The organism is Chryseobacterium arachidis, assembly GCF_900129245.1.
In the GTDB taxonomy this organism is placed as follows: domain Bacteria; phylum Bacteroidota; class Bacteroidia; order Flavobacteriales; family Weeksellaceae; genus Chryseobacterium; species Chryseobacterium arachidis.
In genome coordinates this window covers 271,790-291,189 of the sequence record NZ_FQUT01000003.1, presented here as the reverse complement: position 1 = coordinate 291,189, position 19,400 = coordinate 271,790, and the positions used below count along the sequence as shown (strand labels likewise).

Here is a 19,400-nt window from a genome sequence, read left to right as displayed (position 1 = left end):
AATTGATAAAAAAAAATTGAAATCTTGCATCATTGTAATAAAATCTTGAATATTCATCATTATCAAATTTTAAGTGGATCGTTTAATGTAGATATCTCTACTAACCATTAGTCTAGGCAAAAAAACTCACTCTTCAAATCTTCTTTTTCCAATACTATTTCGTTTTAAATTCACTACTAGAATTATTATTTGAAAATGCCAAATCAAGTAAACCTTCTAATAATGCTTTTATGTTAGCTGTTTTTTTTCTCAGTAATTCGTTCAGTACATTAGACTTTGATGAAAAATAATCTAATTTTTCAACTAATTGATCTTGCTCTAATTTAGGAGGACAAAGTAACTTTATTTTAGCCAAATTTTTATAAGAAATGTTATGAACACTTGATGTACCCGACTTAATCTCATTTAATTTATTTTGAATGTTATTCGATTGAAATTGATAGTACATATATTTGGAATTAACATTTTTTTTAAATCTAATACGCAAAATGTTATTATTATACAATACTACCTCATCAGAATTAAAAACCCCTACTTGACCAATACTATCATTGCCACTTCTTATATTAATTAAGAAGTCGTCTTTTTCCAGTTTGTATTTTGCTAACTCCTCTTCTGTGGCAGATACTTTTAATACATTATCAAAATTTATAGAATTAAAATCTCCAGATTTAAGGTATTTGTAGTTGTTTAAATTTACAATTTTTTCTTTAGGTTGAATCATTCCAACTGACTTAATGCTGACGAGGTCATCTAACGTAGTTTCAAATTGATTATTAGAATAATTTCTTACTGAAAAAATATCACTGTTGATAATATTTTTAAGTTCCTTAGTTAGGTCAAACAGTTCTAAATCATCTTCAATAACACTTTCAACTAGTTCCAATGGAGATTTAACCTCTAAAGGAATTATTTTATTTGGATTTCTTGCACTTAAATCAAAATCAATAATATCATCGACGCAGACTGTCCAGTCATTACAGTCATTATTTTTTTTACGATTTGTATTATTTCTTTGCTTGGGATTTTTAAATAATTTCACAAAATCCTCCATATGTGCGTAGCTTATTGGTTTATTTTTAGTCAATTTATAGGGAGGATTAACCTCATAATACCAGATTTTAGATGTCTTTCTATTCTTATCAAAATAAAGAATATTTGTTTTAACACCGCTGTAAGGGAGAAAAACACCACTGGGTAAACTTACAATAGTATGCACATTAAACTGCTCTAATAAAGTTTGCTTAATTTTCTTAAAAGCAATACTTTTCTGAAATAAAACACCTTCAGGAATTATTATAGCTGCTCGTCCATTGAATTTAAGCATCTCCATAAAATGTTGAATAAATAGCATCTCTATAGCATTGGTTTTAATCGAAAATTTCTGGGGTAATAAAGAATCTTCTTTTCCTCCAAAAGGAGGATTTGATAGAATTACGTCATACTTTTGCTCATTGTTTACATTTGATATATCTTTTAATAATGTATCTTCTCTGTAGACATTTGGATTTTCAATGCCACGAAGAATCATATTTAATATTCCCATGATAAAAACTGATGAAGTTTTCTCACTGCCATAAAAAGTATCTTCATTGATAGTTTGCCAATCTGATGTAGAAAAATTACTCTTATCATTTGAAGATAATAAGAAATCATATGTTTCTACTAAAAATCCAGCACTACCAGTTGCACCATCATATACAGTCTCACCTATCTGTGGATTCAATGTGTTAACCATAGACTTAACGATCGCTCTTGGTGTATAAAATTCACCAGAATTCCCTCCGTCGAATCCCATGTTTCGTAAAAGATTTTCATAAATTACTGATAGCTCAGAAAGCTCAATTGAATTTTGAAAGTTCAACGAATTTACAATTTCAAGAATTTCTCTTAGTATATTACCACTTATTATTCTATTATCTAGTAATTCGAACACTGATCCAATTTTAAACTCTAAGGATGTCGGTTTATATTGATTATTTTTGAATTGTTTCAGATAAACAAATAAGCTTTTGTTAACAAATTCAATTAAATCATATCCGATTAAAGCTCTTTCAGTATCAAAATTACCATCTATATCTTTCGGAAATGCCCAATTTTCCCATCGAAAATCCTTACGAACAATAAACTTATATTCTTTTTTATCATATGTAAAATCTTTGCATCTTTTTTCCTCAAGATCATTTAAAAATTTCAAAAATAAAATCCAAGATATCTGTTCTGTATAATGAATGACATTACTAATACCTTCGTCTCTCCTAAGTATATTAGTTATCTTTTCTATTTTTCTACTTATATCATTCATAAAGCAATTGTATTCTTCAAGTAATTATACATTAAATTGATATCATTTGAAATCTCAGTAGGATTAATGTGACTGATCATTTCTGTTAACATTTCCTCGTTAAATCCTGAGCCCTCCATATTATAAAATGGTCTTAATATTGTTTTGAAATCTCCAATTTTAAAATCACTTATATTATCCAAATTGTCTCCAATACTATAATTTGGCAAATTATAAAGCGCGTTTATATCGTTAGTACAGTTTTTTGCAGTAAATAAAGAAGGTGATAGAAGATAATTTTCAATTTCTCTTCTTTTCCAACTAAGAAGGTGAGTTTTAGTATTATTATTATTATTAAATTTTTTAATATTATCAAATTTTTGATTAATTGCAACTTTCATGTCTGCACCAATTTGATTTAATGGTAACTCATCTTTATCACAAATTAAAAAAATATTCTTAGTGAGAATTGTTTTACCTAGATTCTCCTTTCTAAATTCTTCAACAAAATAAAGTTTTTGATGTCCAAAGATTTCATTTGTAGTATCAAAACTCGAACTTTTGGCTATAGGTAAAAATTTATCTAAAATTAATAAAGATTCTTCACCAAATTTCTTTACAACAAGTTTTTTGAAAATTATCCAATCGCTTAGATTATCCATTATGACAGGATACTCAACTCGCGATAAAATTTTAAACTGATAATTTTTTTGACCAACTATATTATCTAGCCTTTTAGAGAGTTCGAAAAAAGTTAAACTTTCTTCAATTTTACCACCTTCAATGACTTTAATATTTTCGATTTTATTTTGTAAAATTGATTCTGAAATATGAGTTGTTGTTATAATGATCCCTCGTGAGTTCTTTAAAACATTCCACATTTTATTTAAATTTTCATAATATAAATGAGAATCTATTTCATCGAACAAAAATATTGTGTTTTCATCGTCAAACAGGTCAATAATAGCATACGTTGATAAAATTTGATATTCTCCGTCACTTAAATGTTTAAACTCAATATCGCTAAATGACAAATTGAATTCAGATAATTCAGAATTTGAAAGCCAACCGTTAGTCGCTAATGCCCAAAAACTAAATACCATGTTAATATCCTTATGTGTGAAGACTTCATATGCTTTTTTAGAATCGAATGTTAGCCATCTTTTAACTAAATTGTCATTGTTTTGGAAATCAAAGTCAATATCAAAAGCTGTAATTATCTTTTCTAAAGTTTCATGGAATTCGGTTTTTCGTAACAGATTTTCTTGAATTTCATAGCCTTCTTCACTTACGTTAGTTCCGAGCTCTTCTTGTTCAATTTCATTTCTGATGCTAAGCACATAATCCTTTCTAATTCTGAATCGAAAATGAAGTTTAGTAGAAATATCATCATTTAAAGCGTCAACATTAATATAATTTTTTTCTAAGAGATATTTCCTAACCAAACCATTTTCTTTAAAAATAGTTGCCCAGAATATTAATAATTTTATCCACTCACTATTAAAATAAAAAGATTGAATAGTTTCATTTCTTTCACGTAAATATCTACGGTTTGTTCGTTTATGTTTATTAAAAATCTCACTAAAAAGTTCATTTTGCCCTGAGCTAAAACATATAACTCGAAAATCATCATTTTCAATATAAGTTTCGAAAATTGATTCTAAAATTGAAGATTTGCCAGAACCATTACCTCCTATGAATGTTGTGATTCCGTTATTTAAAGTAAGTTGCTGAATACCTTCAACAATTTTACTTTTGAATTCTAACGTCATATGCTTTCCGATTATAGTTTTTATTCTTAATATTAATGCTAACAACCTAAGTTTTTTATTACATTAGCTTGCAAACAAATATACGCATTTAAAAGCACCAAAAGAATCAGTAACCGTTGTGTATATAATAAAATATTATATTTAGACTAGCTGAAAGCTAACAAATTCACACATTAGGCAATAGATGATTTTAATGAGATACTTAATTTAAAATCTTAATATTTAGAAAATTCTGCTATCTCCACTCGCAAGAAGAAGTGAAAAAACAAGCTGCTAAGCTTTTTAGAATATATATTATTACGTAGCAAACTTTAACAACTACATAGAGAAGTTAGGAGCTCATTCGCAACTTTGAAAGTCGTTCCTCCAAACAAAGTTGCTGCTTCGCTCTGCGAGGCATTGTAATGGAAAAAACAACTTACATTTCGTAATGATAAAAATATTAGTATTATTGGAATTAGTTAAAGAAGCATTAGTTGGGGAAGAAATCACTAGTTACCATTCTTAAAATACATATTCCAGATAAAGGTGTTTTTTTAATACATTTAATAAGAGAGTTACAAGTATGATATCAAATCATTCGTCTAATTTGTAATTAAATATTTCAAAAAAACTTTAAATTAAATTTATTTAGCAATTATCTTTCATAACAAAAATGAATAGTTAGAATTTCCTGTGAAATTAACTATTTTTGTACGTAACTTCCGATAATATAAATTATATAGAAGTAAAAAATGACACCAGAACAAAAAGCTAGAGAAATTATCAATCGAATGCTTAATGAATCTGGGTGGGAAATTGTCAATAGAGACCATTACTCACCCAATATTTCTGCTGTGGCTATTGAAGAAGGGATTTTAAAAGGAAGCCTTGAAGCTGATTATCTTCTATTTATTAATGGCAAGGCTATAGGTATTCTTGAAGCAAAAAAGGAAGAATATCGGCTATCCAATGTTGTAATGGAGCAAGCTGAAAGATATGTTCGACGATTACCAAATTGGTGTTCTTACTGGTATGAACCGTTGCCCATCATTTATTTATCAAACGGTAAGGAAATATTATTTAGAAATATTAATAATCTTGATGAAGATTATCTGACAGTCCCTCGTATCCATTCGCCAAAAGAGATTGTAAAAATGCTTGGAATTAAAGATGAATATGCAGGTCTGCCTTCACTCCAAAAAAAGGGACTAAGAGACTGTCAATATGAAGCAATTACTGAATTGGAATCTAGTTTCAGATTAGGTCAATCCCGTGCGTTAATGGTACTTGCAACAGGGGCAGGAAAAACTTTTACGGCCTGTATGGCTGCTTACAGACTACTTTCTTGTACGCCGATTAAGAGGGTTTTGTTTCTTGTTGACAGAAACAATTTAGGGCGACAGGCAGAAGGAGAATTTAGCACATTCCGGCTTACAGAAACAGGAGAACCATTTAATACGATTTTTACAACAGAGCGATTAAAATCTGCTAAAATCCCCAAAGATGCAAATGTTGTTATTTCAACCATTCAAAGACTTTTTGCGCTACTTACAGGGCAGGAATTAAATGATAACGATGATGATGAATCATATAATGAAGATGGAAAAGAAATACAATTGGATGGAAACTTAAATCTTCCTCCTGATTTTTTTGATTTAATCATTATTGATGAGTGCCACCGTTCCATTTACGGCAACTGGCGAAAAGTCTTGGAGTATTTTAAATCAGCAAAAATGGTTGGTCTTACCGCTACACCAGCTCCTGAAACTTTAGCTTTTTTCAATAATAACCGTATAGTAAATTATACCCTTGAAAAATCTATCGCTGACGGAATTAATGTTGATTATCGTGTGTTCCGTATTAAAACTCAGGCTACGGAAAATGGAGGAGCTGTAAAAGAAGGAGAAAATATAACGCAGATAACAAAATATTCCGGTAAGGTAGAAGATATAAGAACTTCAGAAGAGAAAACATATACTTCTACAGAACTCAATCGCAGTATTATCAATCCTTCGCAAATCAAACTTATTTTAGAAACTTACCGTGATTCTATATATAACGAGCTTTATCCAGATAGAGAGCCTCAATTAGAGTATATTCCTAAAACTTTGATTTTTGCTTTAAATGATGCTCACGCAACCAATATAGTCCGAATTGCGAAGGAAGTATTTCCTAACCAGTCCGAAAAATTTATTCAAAAAATTACTTATTCTGCAGGAGACAGCAATCAGTTAATAAGAAGTTTTAGAAATGACAAAGATTTCCGGATTGCTGTTACCGTGACATTAGTGGCAACAGGAACGGATGTAAAACCTTTGGAAGTTGTTATGTTTATGCGAGATGTGGAATCGGATGCTCTTTATACACAGATGAAAGGTCGTGGTGTAAGAACAATTGGAGACGAACAACTCCGTAACGTAACTCCCAATGCGGTCAGTAAAGACCTTTTCTTTTTGGTAGATGCAGTCGGAGTAACAGAACACGAAATGCAGGTTACTCGTCCTGGTGCAGATATACCGCCTCCTAATATGTCTTTGAGAATATTATTAGAGCGCATTACGCACGGAGATTTGTCGGATGATAATTTAAGACTCTTGGCAAGTCGTTTATCACGAATCAATATTAAATCGGATGATAAACAACGTCAAAAATTCACAGATTTAGCAAGAATCAAAATAAAAGATTTGACAGTACAAATATTCAGTGCTTTAGAAGAAGGAATATTGGAACCTTTTATTGAGGTCAATCATCCAAATCTTGGACGAAAAGGTCTCGTACGTCCTCTTACGCATAATCCGAAAGCAAGACAATATCTGTTAGAACTGAATGCAGGATTTATATCCATTTTGCAACCGGGAGAAGATAATTTAATTGAGAAAGGATTTTCGATTGAAGAAGCTCAGAACACCACACAAGCATTTGAAGATTATGTCAATTCTCATAAAGATGAGATTGAAGCTTTACGTATTATTTACAACAACAGCAATGAGCCGATTACTTATAAAATGTTGAAAGAACTACGAGAAAAACTAATTCAAGCCAGCAACAAATTCAATCCTATCCTGTTATGGAATACCTATTCTGTCCTGGACCCGAATCACGTTGTCTCTTTTCGCTCAAAAGATGAAAAAGATGCGCTAACCAATATTATTCAGTTAGTACGTTTTGCATTCAAACAAAGTTCTGACCTACGTTCTTTGTCATCAATGGCTGCAAGTCGCTTTGAGCTTTGGTGCGGACAAAATCAACGACCTTTGACGGACACTCAAAAAGAGATTATCCGCAACGTTGTTAATTATATTTTAGCTAATGGAAGTTGCAATTTTAATGACATTAAAGAGGAAGACAAACCTTTGGTTGCTCAAATGGTAAGAGATTTTGGCACTGCAGATTCTGTAAATACTGCCATCATCTCACTTTCACAATTTATACTAAAAGCTGCTTAAAATAAAATTATTAATGGCAAAAAAAACAGCTGCGACTGAACAGTCGCTTACAAAAAAAGTCTGGAATTTAGCTACCATTCTTTCTTCACAAGGTGTAGGCTTCACCGATTATATAACACAGTTAACTTATCTTTTATTTCTGAAGATGGACAACGAAAATGTTGAGATTTTCGGAGAGGAATCGGCTATTCCAGACGGTTATCGCTGGAATGATTTAACGGAACTGGATGGACTTGATTTAATCGACCACTACGAGAAAACCTTAAAATTATTGAGTCAGGAAGACAACCTGATAGGAACAATCTATACAAAAGCCCAAAATAAAATAGAGAAACCGGTATATCTCAAAAAAGTAATAACACTTATTGATGAAGAAAATTGGTTGTCGATGGATGGAGATGTTAAAGGTGCAATTTATGAAAGTATTCTTGAGAAAAACGGACAAGACAAGAAAAGTGGCGCTGGGCAATACTTTACTCCACGACCACTAATTAATACTATGGTTGAAGTTACCCGTCCGCAAATTGGAGAAACGGTCTGCGATCCAGCTTGTGGTACAGGTGGTTTTCTTCTTACTGCTTACGATTATATGAAAGAGCAGTCGCAAGATAAAGAAAAACGGGCATTCTTGAGGGATAAAGCATTGCACGGTAACGACAATACACCTCTCGTTGTAACCCTCGCTTCAATGAATTTATATCTGCACGGAATCGGCACGGAACGCAGCCCGATAGAATGCTGTGATTCATTAGAAAGAGAACCGGATACATTGGTAGATGTAGTACTTGCTAATCCTCCGTTCGGGAATAGACCTGCTGGTTCTACAGATATTGCTGCTATGCGTACCGATTTATATGTTTCCACGAGCAATAACCAACTGAATTTTATGCAACAAATTATGCTGATGCTTAAAAATGGCGGAAGAGCAGCAGTTGTATTACCTGATAACGTATTATTTGAAGGCGGTGCAGGAGAAACGATTCGCAAAAAATTACTTACAGAATTTAATCTTCATACTATTCTTCGCTTACCTACAGGTATTTTTTATGCCAATGGTGTCAAAGCAAACGTATTGTTTTTTTCAAAAGGAAATAAAACCAACGAAACGTGGTATTATGATTACCGTACCAATGTAAAACATACTTTGGCAACCAATCCAATGCGTCGTCAGCATTTAGATGATTTTATAAAATGCTACAATGCTGAAAATATTAACAGCAGGATAGAGACTTATTCCAAAGAAAATCCATCCGGTCGCTGGCGGAAATATACTTCAGCAGAATTATTGGGAAGAGACAAAACCAGCCTAGATATAACCTGGATTAAAACAGGAGAAGAGACCGTAGATATGTCGCTTGCCGAATTGTTGTCACAAATTGAAGAGAAAAGTTCCAATATATCAAGAGCGGTAACTTCATTAAAAGAAATAATCGGCAAAATAGAGGAATAATGGATACCAAGAAATTAAGACAAAAAATCCTCGATTTAGCAATACGTGGAAAATTAGTTCCGCAAGACCCAAATGATGAGCCAGCTTCTGTACTTATTGAAAAAATACGTGCAGAAAAAGAAAAATTAATTAAAGAAAAAAAAATTAAACGAGATAAGAACGAATCACACATTTACCGTTCCGATAAATCATATTACGAGAAGTTCGCTGACGGAACCGTTAAATGTATTGATGAGGAAATACCGTTTGAGATACCGGAGAGTTGGGAATGGTGTAGGTTGGGAAGTGTAGTTTCTTTAATTTCTGGACAAGATTTTCCACCAGATAAATACAATTCTAATGAAGACGGAATACCTTATATAATTGGTGCAAGCAATATTTTTGACGGTAAATTACAAATCAATCGTTGGACTACAACCCCAAGTGTTTTTGCAGGTAAAGGTGATTTACTGTTAGTATGTAAGGGTGCAGGTGTTGGAAAAATGTGTTTATGTGATTTACCAAAAGCACATATTGCAAGGCAAATTCAATCTATTAGAGTATATAATAATCACATAAGCATAGAATATATTAAACAAGTTCTTGATTGTAGGATCGAAGATATAACATCTAAAGCAAATGGTCTAATACCTGGATTGAATAGAGAATTAATTCTTGATTTTTTTATACCAATTCCTCCTATTGATGAACAAAAAAAAATAAATCAAAATATTATATCGTCTGTTGAGTTGATTAATAGTATCAACAGAAATAAACTTGATTTGTCAAAAATCATTAATCAAGCCAAATCCAAAATCCTAGACCTCGCCATCCGTGGCAAACTTGTCCCGCAAGAGCCAAATGATGAGCCAGCTTCCGTACTGCTTGAACGCATAAAAGCAGAACACCCGGAAAGCAAAAAAAAGACTAAAAATGCAGGGGATAACTCACATTATCCCTTTGAAATTCCAAAATCTTGGGAATGGTGCTATTTTGAAGATATTGCAACTAATGATTTAGGCAAAACATTGGATAAAATTAAAAATCAGGGAAAGTATTATCCTTATCTCCGTAGCGTAAATGTTAGGTGGGGAGATGTTATCTTAGATGACTTGAAAGAAATGAAATTTGAAGATATTGAAATCTATCGTTACTCAATAGAGAAGGGAGATTTACTTATTTGCGAAGGAGGGGAAGTTGGGCGATGTGCAGTATGGGATAGAGAGAACAGCATGCTATATCAAAATGCGATACATCGAGTACGTTTCCATTGTAAAATTGATTCTTATTTGTATATGTATTTTTTGTGGCATTATAATAATATACATTTCCTCGACAATTACAGCAAGGGAGTTACTATTAAACATCTCACAAAATCATCTTTAAATACTATTCCTTTTCCTTTACCCCCACTATCAGAACAAAAACAAATTGTCCAAAAAATTGAAGAAATTTTTGCTTCACTTGATAAAATAACAAATTCAATTATAGCGTAAGCATCTGCCTACGCTATAATTTTCAGTCTTTACCAATTCACAATTTTGTCGACAATGGCTTGTTGTTCACTTGCGGTACGGCGAAGATAAATTCTAGTCGTTTCTATGCTTTCGTGTCCCATAAGGTCAGCAAGCAGTGCTATGTCATTAAATCTATCTAAAAAGTTTTTGGCAAATCGATGGCGAAAAGAATGTGGATATACTACATTTACATTCAAGCCATATTTTGAAGCAAAATGTTTCAACTGTTGAGATATTCCACGCGTTGTAATTCTTTCTCCAAAACGATTGAGAAATATATATCCTGATTTGATACTTTTTGTTTCTAACCATTTGATAGCTTCTGCACGAAGATTTTTAGGTATATATAAACGTCTGATTTTCCCTCCTTTTGTGTACATATCAAGATGTCCTATTTGAACGTGTTCTGCTTTTATCTGCAACAATTCACTGACCCGAGCTCCGGTTGCAGTTAAAAACCAAACAACAAAATACCACTCAATGTTTCCATCAGCTTTTAACTTTGTTTTGAAAAACTTGTAATCTGCATCACTAATGACGTTTTCGAGAAAATTTTTCTGTTGAACCTTAACAAATTTGAGCTTCAACCTATCTTTTTTGATAAATTCTAAATACTTGTTCATTGCTTGCAAACGCAGATTCACTGTTTGTGGTTTAAAATGTTCGATTAGAAATCCTTTGTAAGCCAAAAGGTTTTCTTTATTTACTGCCCCATATTGGGTAAGAAAGTGATTTACCGTCCATACGTACGACGTAATTGTGTTTTCTGCCAAGTCATTTTTACTTAGTGATTTTTTAAAATCTGTTACCATTATTCTATTAATTTTTTAAAATAAGACAACAAATTTATCTTGGCTATCTCACATTATCAGAACTTGCCCTTTGAGATACCCGAGAATTGGATGTGGGTGCGAGGCTATTCTTGTTTCAATCAAATGGAAAGTACTAAGCCTACGGAAGATAGTTTTATATACATTGATATTGATGCAATAGATAATAAAACTCATAAAGTTATTAACCCAAAAACCATTAAAAAACAAGATGCTCCAAGTCGGGCTACAAGGAAATTATCAACAGGAGATACTCTTTTTTCTATGGTGAGACCATACTTAGAGAATATTGCTTTCATAGATTGTTCCCTGAATAATTGCATTGCTTCTACTGGTTTTTATGTTTGCAAACCTAATGCTTTATTATTCCCTATATTTTGCTTTAATTTAATGACTTCCAAATATGTGATAGATGGATTAAACAGCTTTATGAAAGGAGATAATTCTCCGTCAATAAATAATGAAAACATTCTTAATTGGCTATATCCGATTCCTCCTTTTGAGGAACAGATTAGAATAACAAAAACAATTAATTCATTATATACTATGCTTGATAACATAACAGCAGAGTTATAACTCTGCTGTTATGTTGTCTAATCGTTGAAATAGACTTTCTACAACTTGGATTATTCTAATTTGTTCTTGACTTGGAGGTAATAGAATAGGAAAACTAGTAATTTTCTCCTTTGAAATATTGGGTTGTGCCCCGCCTTCTGCCTTCATTTGCAAAATTTTCTTCTTAGCCATCAAAAGATAAAAAAGAAATTTATTATAAATACCTGAATATGTAATGCAGGTACAACAAGCTTGATTTGTAGTAGCTGGTATATTTAGAATACCAATTTTCCCAATAGTTGCGCCATACATTGCAATCAATACGCTATCTTTTGGATTTAATCTAACTGAGCATTCTTTAAGGGCTAAGTCGGTTATCTTCTCTGGTATATAATCAATATAGCTATCATTTAGGTCGCCAGTTTTCAACCAACTAATCGTTCCGTTTTCATAATACATTTTATTTGAGCGATTTGGAGTTGCTCCAGAAGACCAAGAGCCGATACTTTCTAATGTGCATTCTGTCCATCCTTGAGGCAAGTTCTGATAATGTGAGTTATCCCCTGCATTTTTAGCCTTTTTTTTGCTTTCCGGGTGCTCTGCTTTTATGCGCTCAAGCAACATAGAAGCAGGCTCTTCGTTTGGGTTTTGTGGGACGAGTTTGCCTCGGATGGCGAGGTCCAGAATTTTGCTTTTTGTTTTTTGAATATAAGAATATAATTGATCCTTATCATTCCCAATGCCATCAACAATCAAAAATAATTTTGATATACTTGATAGAATTTTACATATTTCTTCTAGAGGTGGAAGTGCAATAAGATAATCTCCGATAATATCTTTTCCGACACGTTGCTGTCCTACGGCTCCAGAAAAATTTGCTATCCCATTTGAAATAAAGTTTTCCGTCTTTGATATGTATAAAGCATATTCTGCAATAATAGGAAAAACAATGGGACGAAATATGTGTAATTCTGTAGTTCCTGCACCATAATTATTATACAAGTTTTTAAATATTACAGATTTTCTATTTTCAAAACAAGGGGTAATTTTAGCTATACCCAGATCATTGTTTTGAAAATGTGTAAATCCTAATTTTATGTCTCTCCATTGTCGTCTGTCAAATTTAGCTTCATTTGCATATCCATCCTTTATATAGGCCATAGGTACAAAAGAAACTTCAACATCTTCTTCTATTGTGTTTTTGGGATTCATCTGGAAAAGGTTTCTCCATCTACACCATTCCCAGCTCTCCGGTATCTCAAAAGGAATCTCCTCATCAACACATTTCACAGTTCCGTCAGCGAACTTCTCGTAATATGATTTATGGAATGTTATTTAGAGAGAATTTTTTAAAAAAATCTTTTCTAAATAGACAATAATAACTTAAAAATCAATGAAATTTAAATTGTTTTCTTGCAAAAAAATCTTTCCATAATTTAATGGACTATTTTAAAATCAAAAAATTAGTTACTAAAAATAAGTTGTTACTCAACCTTTAGTTAGATCCAAAGAAGTCTTTAGACTAAGAAAAATTATTTTATACTTGGATTCTTTCATCTAAAGATTTTATAGCAGAGGCAAAATAGAATAAAAATGGCAAAAACATTGGTAAAAGATCTTGTTGGTTTAATGGAAAGAGAACAAAAAACAATCAGCATCCACATCCAAGATTTAATAAATGTCTGAAAAAAATTTGAGATTTTTAAGTAAGTCTAATACTTTTTATGTATTAAAATTTATTATTAAATAAATGTAAATCAGCTTTCCACTTAATAGCCAAAGGAAGCAATTTCATCGTCTTCATAGACACAATAACTAATAAATGAATAGTTATTAGTTATTGTGTCTATGAAAACTTCCATTAATTTCAAAGCGGCAAAATCAGATTCCGAAGCCCATAACTTCAGAAAGAAAATTTTCGATTATATTCGAAAAGACTTAACAGCTAAAAACGAATATTGGTCAGAAGAAAAACTTTCAGACAGACTACACAAGATTGAATCTTACTGCAAAGAAAAGTCTGGAAGAAAATTGCAAAAAAATGCAATGCCTATTCGAGAAGCGGTTGTAGTGATTAAAGAAAATACAACAATGCAGGATCTGCATCAGCTTTCAAAACGACTTGAAGAAGAATTACAAATCAGAATTTTCCAGATTGCTGTCCATAAAGATGAGGGACATTTTGATAAAGAGTCTAAAGAATGGAAACCCAATTATCACGCTCATCTTGTTGCGGATTGGCAAAATCTGCAAACCGGAAAAACTTTAAAGCATCAATCTTTCCACTATTCAAAAATGCAGGATATCACATCGGAATGTTTAGGAATGGAGAGAGGTACTGAAGGCTCAAAAGGTAGATTAGAAGCTATAGAATTTAAGATCCAGAAAAAAGAACAGGAGCTTTTAGCACTGGATGAAAAGATAAACGGTGTCAAATCTGAGCTGAGTTCCAAAAAGTTTGAAGATTTGATTGTAAAAGAAAGTGATTTCTTAGGCTTTAAGAAGATTAAAACCGATCTAACTCTCGACAACTATGAAAAAGCTTTTAAAACTTACAATATCCGGCTTAGCAAAAACGAACAGGAATTAGATTTAAAAAACAAACTTATAACAGAACTGCGCAGTAAAAATTTTGATCTTAAAAAAGAAATTTCAATTTTAAAAAATAAATTATCCACCGTTCTATCCAACGGCAATATTTATTCGAGTGAAAAAATAAAATATTTGGATTCGGTAAAGGATACTTTGGTCAAAACATTACAATTTGAGAAAACAAAATTACCTCAGCTATTTACTGGCTCTAAAGAAAAGTTAATCGCAGAAATCAATAATATTTGTAAGAAGGTTTCGCAGGAGAACAATATACCTTTCTCTGCATTTGAAGAAGTTTTTAAAGATTCAGAAAGTGTTTCTCAAATAATATCTTTCTTAAATTTTGGCAATTCTGAGATCAATTATAAGTCTGAGCAAATTACTTTACAACAAAAGAAGAAAAAACAACTACGGTTGTAATAGAAGATTGTAAAAAATAATAAAAAGAAAACAAATAAATAGTTTCAGATTACAAACACAAGTTCAAGCCTATCGGTATCAATAAAAATCTCCACCTTTCAAGTCGTATTTTTATTGATAAACTTGCTTATTAAAATCTGTAACAATGATGGACTGGCTTTCTTTTTTTTCTTTTTTTCTTTTAGAAATTATTCTGAAATAATTTGACATCAACTAATGATGTTTTGATTAAAATAGAAGCAAACTTTTAAAGCTCTTATCAGATCTTGATTTATTCAAAATAGATTCTGAGGTCATACATTGAATCGTCATCAAATATTACTTTTCTAATATCATAAATAGAAAAATTATTTGGAATTCTCTCTGCAATGTTATTAATGTGCTCTTTTGCACGTAAGTAGGGAATACCAAATTCAAATAGTTTTGTCATTATCTTCTTAGAAGAATCAACTTTAAGACTGTCTTGTCCTAAAAATTTATTATAAAATAAGATTCTTTTGACGTTTGCTTCCTTCATAATGTCAGATTTTAAGAGAAATTGACTATTATATGAACGATACAGTTCATTTAACTCTATGATAAACTCTATCGCAGGAATAACTTTATGAGGAACAACATTGTAGATCATTTTAATAACAATAGAGACAACTTTCGAGAGACTTTTATCTTTAAATCTATTTTGAAATCTTAAATTTTCCACCATTTCATTTATTGTCACATATCCAGAACTTAAAACAACATTAATACTAAAAATATCAGGATCTGAAGCTTGTAATGTGCCCAAAACTCCGAATAGATTAATTTCAGGTTTTTTGCAATAATCAACTAACTTCTTAAATTGTTTAATTGTAAAACCAAAATTGTTTAATAGCAAACTAATTTGTTCAATAGGAACAGTTCCGTAATTTGAATCTTCTAAATAACCTTGAGTTTTAATTTTAAACTCGTCTCCTGTCTTATTATCTACAACATCATTAGTTTTGGTGGAATTATATTCTTCCTCTCTATTGATTTCGATAATTTCGTCCTCATTTTGAATGATAAAATTTAAACTAATATTTTCATAGGGTCTGTTTGCTTCATCAAAATGTTTTTGATGCAATTCTTGATAAAATACATTTCCAACCTTATGCTTTCCTAAACGACCTGCTCTTCCAATAAGGTTTTTAAACTTGATTAGGTTTTTATCGCCTAAAATCTTTGTTGCTGTTGTAATGTAAATATTTTTTGTTGGTGTATTAACTCCTTCAATTACAGAAGATGTAGCAAGCAATGTTTTTAGCTCTGAAGTATTAAAGAGATCGATTACTTTTTTCTGTATGAATTTTGGCATAGGTCCATAATGTATGCCTATACCTTTTTTAATTGCTTTAACTGGAGTCCATTCGGGGTGAAAATCCGATTCAACACGCTCAATCCAACTTTCGGATATTTTGCTATTCTCATTTAATGAAAAATCTATTTTGTCCAAAAAGAAAGACTCTACATCTGATGGAGAATTAAAATATATCAGATTACTTTCTGTACTATTTTTTATATCCTCAAGTAAAATCTTATTAAAAGACTTTAGAGGAATGAAATTCTTAGCTACAGGTGCATAATCAGTACTTAAAGTTTTAAAATTTAAATTATCTAATCCATTAATTTCATTAACTAGAGGTAGTAATAAAACAACTTTATCCGCCACATTGAGCGTGTCGATAAAAGTTCTATTTAATAATACCTCTCTACTACTATTAATTTTATCACTTAATTTATAAGCTTCGTCTATGACAAATAAGTTAATCCTTAAATTAAAGTATTGAAAAATTTGGTAGTATTTTTCTTGAGTTCCAATAAAAATACTTTTATCGCCTATAATGCTTCCTTCTTTTATTGTATCGTAAATGGTATATCCTAAAGGTTTAAATAAAGAATTAAAATCCTCAATCAACTCATCTGCTAAAGAATTTGTTGGTACTAAAAAAACTATGACACTGGGCTGTTCATTAAAAATAAATTCTTTTACTAACATTGTTTTACCAAAGCTTGTTGGTGCAGAAATTAGTATTCTTTCATTTTCAATAATTTGATTATAAATTTTTACCTGCTCTGGAGTAAAAGAGATATTACTTAGGTTATGATTTAACAAATTATTTATCTGTATAAATTCCAATTGTTTAGAAAAAAAGGAATTATCTTTTTTCTCATTATAATATGGAGACAATTCGTAAAGAAAAAGATCTTCAATATTAACCTTTTGCTCAGAATCATTTAAAAGTTTGATTAAGGTCTCTCGATTTTTTTGATTTATCATAAATTATTTTTTGAGATCAATAATTAAATCTAAAGCTGTTCTTTGAGCTTTGTATATCAGTTCCGTTTTAGATTCTATAGGCAAATGGTATAGATGGATATTATAATGTGATGGAAAATCTGATATTTTAATGTTATCAACTAAATCATATGTTTTGTCGTAGTTGTCAGATTTATTTCTAGTATGCAAGACGAATCCCGATAATATGAGTGGCAATTTTTTAATTTCTTCCGAAGTTTTTTCGCAAATATCTCCAGTAATATCTTTGAGGATAATTTCAGTATCTGAACTCGTAACATTTTTTATGAAATCTGATAGTTTACTATTAAAGCTGCTATCTTCAATTATAGAATGAATACCTTTATTCAAAGAGCCATAAAATTTTGCTTCCCCTAAAACTAAGGTTCTATCAGAAAACATACAAACATCTGCTCCAGTCGATATTTTTGTTAAATTTTCGTTCACAGAAATAACACCAGTAATTAAATGATTATCAACGTAATCAATATTTAATCTTGCTAAGAGTGCTTCAGCAAAAAAGGAGTAATATGTCTGATTTTGATTTGATGAAATAGATTTGTAAATCTCTGTATTATCAACGTCAGCCTCCCTATTTATAAAGGAATTCTCTAAAAATCTTTGTAATTGAATGATTCTTTGTTTTGAAGAAATTGATTTGCTTTTTTGAAAAAGATAGTTCAATTTGCTTTCTTCATACAGTATTTCTAGAATATAAGCATCCAATTCATCAAATGTTAAAGAATGATTATATATCGAAAAGTTATACTTTTTACAAGTACTACATTTTTTGTTTAATAAAGTTAATGACATTGGTTATTACTCTGGTTATTAGTAGTTTTTTAGAATGTAAATTTATATTATTTTTCAATATTAACGATAAATAAAGCTGCTATAAAATTTAGTGGATAAAGATAATGAAGAAGATAATATCAATCTTACGACAATCCGTAATGCTAACATATTGGTCAAAGAAAAGCAAAAATGATTGGTTGAGCTAAAAAGGCTCAACTTTATGTTGAGCCTTTCTTATGAAAAAGTAATTATCCCGAATTACTTATATTTTATTTGTTGATCAGCTTCTCTAGCCTATCCATCATTTCATCTTTCTCTTTCAACATTCTTTCATATAAAGCAATCTTTTCTTCGTGAAGTTTTAAAATTTGCTCAACTGGATGAAACGTTGGATTGTCATTTCTTTGAAATCCAATGCTATGATCCCCAAACGTATTGGCAATAACATTGACAGCAAGTTCCTCATCAAAGTTCTGAAAAGCCTCTACAGGAATTTTAAGAGCAGTAGAAATTGCTTTCAATATATCATCTTCGATAATATCTTTCTGCTCCAGCATAGAAATTTTCTTTTGATTCCAGTCCTCGCCTAAATCAAATGCTAAAGCTTCCTGCTTAATACCAAGCATTTCTCTAAAGCGTTTCACGTTTCTTCCCTGATGTATTTTCTGTTCCATAGCGGTTATCAAAATTTTGAAGGCTTAAAGATAAAGCCATTTCTATTAATTCGTCTGAATTGTAAAGTTAAAAAATTATCCTGTAAAATATCCCTTCCAACGGATATTTTATTCGCTTAAAGAATAGATTATTCAGTCGCCAAAAGAGAATTTAGTTCTCAAATTTTAAAACCTATTCCTATGAAAAAGATAAAAATATCGATGGAAACCAATTTTTGGGCAATCGATGAAATTGTAGATCCATTTAAGCTGATCAATGCTTTCTTTAATTATTGTACTATAGATATTTATAAAAGTACACTCAGCGAGATTATGTTGTATGTAAATAAAGCTGAGGTCTGTAATAAAGAACGCCCGGGAGATCTTTTTGATTTTCATGCTGCTGTCAGATCATTTATAAGAGGTGTGTATCTGCTTAACTTCAAAGCTAAAAGATGGGAAGTAAAAAAAGCTCCCAAAGATTGGCAGATCTTAAGTCAGGGATCTTTAAACAAAGAAGAATATCAAAATCCATTTCTTGTATTTGAAAAAGCATTTGAATGTAAGACTTTAGAAGAATATGAATTTTTTCTTAACGAAATTGTTCACGTATCGCTATCTCCTTATAAGGAACAATTTGATTATGACCTCATCACTCCACATATCCACTTAGTTAAGATGTTGGATGCAGCACAGATAATTAACGAAAGAGGTATTAAAAAAATCAAGAATAAAGTAAATAAGAATCGTGAATAAAATATCCCTTACCTGAATAGAATATCTCTTATCCCTTTTTCAACTTTACTAAAGA

13 protein-coding genes are annotated in these 19,400 nt (G+C 31.0%); 6 read left to right on the top strand and 7 right to left on the bottom strand.

Annotated features, from left to right (window positions below):
- Positions 1-154 precede the first annotated feature (154 nt).
- Entirely contained in the window at positions 155-2,305 is a 2,151-nt protein-coding gene (locus BUA89_RS07590) for an N-6 DNA methylase (protein ID WP_072955126.1), read from the bottom strand.
- Positions 2,302-4,056 (bottom strand): ATP-binding protein, encoded by a 1,755-nt coding sequence (locus BUA89_RS07585; protein WP_143152285.1) that lies wholly within the window; start codon positions 4,054-4,056, stop codon positions 2,302-2,304. The genes BUA89_RS07590 and BUA89_RS07585 overlap by 4 nt, the downstream gene beginning before the upstream one ends.
- A gap of 734 nt (positions 4,057-4,790) precedes the next feature.
- On the opposite strand from BUA89_RS07585, the gene BUA89_RS07580 reads away from it, so the two are divergent.
- The 3 genes from BUA89_RS07580 to BUA89_RS07570 are packed head-to-tail and all read left to right on the top strand — an operon-like array spanning position 4,791 to position 10,409.
- Complete coding sequence (locus BUA89_RS07580) at positions 4,791-7,484, top strand: type I restriction endonuclease subunit R (RefSeq protein ID WP_072955122.1); 2,694 nt, start codon at positions 4,791-4,793, stop codon at positions 7,482-7,484.
- Positions 7,485-7,497: 13 nt separating this feature from the next.
- Positions 7,498-8,934 carry a type I restriction-modification system subunit M gene (locus tag BUA89_RS07575; RefSeq protein WP_072955121.1) on the top strand — a complete coding sequence of 479 codons (1,437 nt, stop codon included), beginning with the start codon at positions 7,498-7,500 and terminating at the stop codon, positions 8,932-8,934.
- The gene (locus BUA89_RS07570) at positions 8,934-10,409 is read left to right on the top strand and encodes a restriction endonuclease subunit S (RefSeq protein WP_083531631.1); all 1,476 of its coding nucleotides are present in this window, start codon (positions 8,934-8,936) and stop codon (positions 10,407-10,409) included. Before BUA89_RS07575 ends, BUA89_RS07570 begins: the two co-directional genes overlap by 1 nt.
- Positions 10,410-10,438: 29 nt before the next feature.
- Here the strand turns inward: BUA89_RS07570 and BUA89_RS07565 are convergent, their stop codons facing one another.
- Entirely contained in the window at positions 10,439-11,242 is an 804-nt protein-coding gene (locus BUA89_RS07565) for a tyrosine-type recombinase/integrase (RefSeq protein WP_072955118.1), read from the bottom strand.
- Between the two features lie 123 nt (positions 11,243-11,365).
- On the opposite strand from BUA89_RS07565, the gene BUA89_RS07560 reads away from it, so the two are divergent.
- Entirely contained in the window at positions 11,366-11,836 is a 471-nt protein-coding gene (locus BUA89_RS07560) for a restriction endonuclease subunit S domain-containing protein (protein ID WP_143152284.1), read from the top strand.
- Here the strand turns inward: BUA89_RS07560 and BUA89_RS07555 are convergent.
- Positions 11,831-13,027 (bottom strand): restriction endonuclease subunit S, encoded by a 1,197-nt coding sequence (locus BUA89_RS07555; protein ID WP_072955113.1) that lies wholly within the window; start codon positions 13,025-13,027, stop codon positions 11,831-11,833. The genes BUA89_RS07560 and BUA89_RS07555 overlap by 6 nt on opposite strands.
- 636 nt (positions 13,028-13,663) lie before the next feature.
- Between BUA89_RS07555 and BUA89_RS07550 the strand changes: the two genes are divergently transcribed.
- Positions 13,664-14,827 (top strand): plasmid recombination protein, encoded by a 1,164-nt coding sequence (locus tag BUA89_RS07550; protein ID WP_072955111.1) that lies wholly within the window; start codon positions 13,664-13,666, stop codon positions 14,825-14,827.
- Between the two features lie 271 nt (positions 14,828-15,098).
- Here BUA89_RS07550 and BUA89_RS07545 read toward each other — a convergent pair whose 3' ends face one another.
- The 3 genes from BUA89_RS07545 to BUA89_RS07535 all read right to left on the bottom strand — a co-directional run bounded on the left by BUA89_RS07545 (position 15,099) and on the right by BUA89_RS07535 (position 18,610).
- Complete coding sequence (locus tag BUA89_RS07545) at positions 15,099-17,123, bottom strand: DEAD/DEAH box helicase (protein ID WP_072955108.1); 2,025 nt, start codon at positions 17,121-17,123, stop codon at positions 15,099-15,101.
- Between the two features lie 3 nt (positions 17,124-17,126).
- On the bottom strand, positions 17,127-17,954 hold the full coding sequence (locus BUA89_RS07540) for a hypothetical protein (protein ID WP_143152283.1): 828 nt from the start codon (positions 17,952-17,954) through the stop codon (positions 17,127-17,129).
- 251 nt (positions 17,955-18,205) lie between these two features.
- Positions 18,206-18,610, bottom strand: a complete 405-nt coding sequence (locus BUA89_RS07535) for a helix-turn-helix domain-containing protein (protein ID WP_072955101.1) — start codon at positions 18,608-18,610, stop codon at positions 18,206-18,208.
- A gap of 180 nt (positions 18,611-18,790) precedes the next feature.
- On the opposite strand from BUA89_RS07535, the gene BUA89_RS07530 reads away from it, so the two are divergent.
- Positions 18,791-19,345 carry a hypothetical protein gene (locus tag BUA89_RS07530; protein ID WP_072955098.1) on the top strand — a complete coding sequence of 185 codons (555 nt, stop codon included), beginning with the start codon at positions 18,791-18,793 and terminating at the stop codon, positions 19,343-19,345.
- The last annotated feature ends 55 nt before the right edge of the window (positions 19,346-19,400 follow it).